Below are 2,516 nucleotides of genomic sequence, written 5' to 3'. Positions count from 1 at the left end.
GCGAGAACGCGACGAAGTTCGTGTTCACCGCGAGCAAGATCAGTTCGATCGCCATCAGGATGATGATGACGTTGCGACGATTCAGGAAAATGCCGACGACGCCGATCGCAAACAGGATCGCGCCGAGGACGAGGTAATGAGCCAGGGTCAACATGTTTTTCTCCTCGACGCTCAATGGTTGGCGCCGACGCTGCCTGCGCCGACATTGGCGTTCGGCTCGCCCGGCCCACCTTCGGCGGTGGCCGGCAACGTCGACACCTCGGCCGGCATCTTCACGACGCGCACGCGATCCTTCGCGCGCACCTTCACTTGTTCCGAGACGCGCTGGCGCTTGCTGTCCTTGCCCTTGCGCGCCGTCAGCGCGATTGCCGCGATGATCGCCACGAGCAGCACGAGACCGGCCACTTCGAACGCGAACACGTAATCCGTGTAGATCACCTTGCCGATCAGGTACGTGTTCGGCATCGCGGCAGCCGCGCCGCTCGCTGCGGCACCGGCAGCCGCCGTCGTCACTTCATGCACCGGAGTGGTCGTGCCGCCGTAGCCGTGCACAAGGATCAGCGCCGTCTCGACGACGATGATCGCGCCGACGATCGAGGCCATCGGCACGAAGCGCTTGAAATCGCGGCGCAGCACGTCGAGGTTGATGTCGAGCATCATCACGACGAACAAGAAGAGCACCATCACCGCGCCGACGTAGAGCAGCACGAGCAGAATCGCGAGGAATTCGGCTTCGAGCAGCATCCAGATCGCCGCCGCGTTGAAGAACGCGAGCACGAGAAACAGCGCCGACCCAACCGGGTTGCGCGACGTGATCACCTTCAGGCCCGACACTGTCAGAAGCAGCGCGAAGATGTAAAACAGTACGGTCGTGAATTCCATGATTACCGGTTCATCGTTAGCTCATCAATCGGGCGTCGAGGTGGCTGGCGCACGGCAAACCGCTCGCCAGGCGGCGGCGCGAAGCCGCCACATCACCTCGACTACGCGTCGAGCAGGTACGTCCCAATGCTTATCAACGGTACGGCGCGTCGGCCGCCTTCGCCGCGGCAATTTCCGTTTCGTAGCGATCGCCCACCGCGAGCAACATGTCCTTCGTGAAGTACAAGTCGCCGCGTTTTTCGCCGTGATACTCGAGGATGCTGGTTTCGACGATCGAATCGACGGGACAGCTTTCCTCGCAGAAGCCACAGAAGATGCACTTGGTCAGATCGATGTCGTAGCGCGTCGTGCGGCGCGTGTTGTCCGCGCGCACTTCCGACTCGATCGTGATGGCCAATGCCGGACACACCGCTTCGCACAGCTTGCAGGCGATACAGCGCTCTTCGCCGTTTTCATAGCGGCGCAGCGCGTGCAGACCGCGAAAACGCGGCGACAGCGGCGTCTTTTCCTCGGGGAACTGCACCGTGAACTTGCGCTTGAACGTGTACTTACCCGTCAGCGCCAGCCCTTTGAGCAGTTCGGTCAGGAAAAACGTCTTGAAGAAATTTTGAATAGCGTTCATTTCGCTCCGCCTTATTTCCAGATGTTCAGCGGCGACATGATCCAGAAGCCGACCACGACCACCCAGAGAATGCACACGGGCAGGAAGATCTTCCAACCCAGACGCATGATCTGGTCATAGCGGTAGCGCGGGAACGTCGCGCGGGCCCAGATGAACACCGACAACAGAAGGAATACCTTCAGCATGAGCCAGACGATGCCCGGGATGAACGACAGGAACCCGAACGGCGCGCTCCAGCCGCCGAGGAACAGCGTTGCAGCCAGCGCCGAGATCACGATCATGTTGATGTACTCGGCGAGGAAGAACAGCGCAAACGCCATCCCCGAGTAATCGATCATGTGGCCGGCCACGATTTCCGACTCCCCTTCCACCACGTCGAACGGGTGGCGGTTCGTTTCCGCGATGCCCGAGATGAAGTAGACGACGAACACCGGCAGCAGCGGCAGCCAGTTCCACGAGAGGAACGTGATGCCGTGATCGGCGAAGAAGCCGCGCATTTGCGAGCCGACGATGGCCGACAGGTTCAGGCTGCCCGAGGTCATCAGCACGACGACGAGCGCGAAGCCCATCGACACTTCGTACGACACCATCTGCGCCGCGGCACGCATCGCGCCGAGGAACGCGTACTTCGAGTTCGACGCCCAGCCCGCGAGAATCACGCCATACACGCCGATCGACGAAATCGCGATCACGTAGAGCAAGCCGGCGTTGATATCGCCGAGCACAGCCTTGGCCTGGAACGGGATAACGGCCCAGACCGCGAACGCGGGTACCACCGTCATGACCGGCGCGATCAGATACAGCCAGCGATTGGCCGCCGTCGGCTGAATCACTTCCTTGAGCAGCAGCTTCAGCACGTCGGCGATCGGCTGCAGCAAGCCGGCGGGACCGACGCGGTTCGGCCCGAGACGCACGTGCATCCAGCCGATGAGCTTGCGTTCCCACAGGATCAGGTACGCCACGCACAGCAAAATCGCGACGGAGACGACGACGATGCGCACGAGCGCCCACA

4 protein-coding genes are annotated in these 2,516 nt (G+C 61.6%); all 4 read right to left on the bottom strand.

The annotated features are described in order from the left end of the window. The coding region (locus tag ACTHL0_RS25815; protein ID WP_440569911.1) for an NADH-quinone oxidoreductase subunit K at positions 1–154 on the bottom strand (154 nt) is incomplete at its 3' end. A 17-nt stretch (positions 155–171) separates the two neighbouring features. Beyond that, positions 172–882 carry an NADH-quinone oxidoreductase subunit J gene (locus ACTHL0_RS25810; protein WP_440569910.1) on the bottom strand — a complete coding sequence of 237 codons (711 nt, stop codon included), beginning with the start codon at positions 880–882 and terminating at the stop codon, positions 172–174. 133 nt (positions 883–1,015) lie between these two features. Next, positions 1,016–1,504 carry an NADH-quinone oxidoreductase subunit NuoI gene (nuoI, locus tag ACTHL0_RS25805; protein WP_440536109.1) on the bottom strand — a complete coding sequence of 163 codons (489 nt, stop codon included), beginning with the start codon at positions 1,502–1,504 and terminating at the stop codon, positions 1,016–1,018. Between the two features lie 11 nt (positions 1,505–1,515). After that, positions 1,516–2,516 (bottom strand): NADH-quinone oxidoreductase subunit NuoH (gene nuoH / locus ACTHL0_RS25800; protein WP_440569909.1); only part of this gene is annotated, 1,001 nt, incomplete at its 5' end.

It is taken from the genome of Trinickia sp., from assembly GCF_051961175.1.
Taxonomy (GTDB): domain Bacteria; phylum Pseudomonadota; class Gammaproteobacteria; order Burkholderiales; family Burkholderiaceae; genus Trinickia.
The sequence above is the reverse complement of the archived record's forward strand: the minus strand, read 5'-3'. Positions and strand labels throughout refer to the sequence as shown.

Bases quoted from the DNA above. Each gene is read 5' to 3' on its own strand.
- ACTHL0_RS25810 (WP_440569910.1), bottom strand. From the start codon at position 882: ATGGAATTCACGACCGTACTGTTTTACATCTTCGCGCTGCTTCTGACA.
- nuoI (WP_440536109.1), bottom strand. From the start codon at position 1,504: ATGAACGCTATTCAAAATTTCTTCAAGACGTTTTTCCTGACCGAACTG.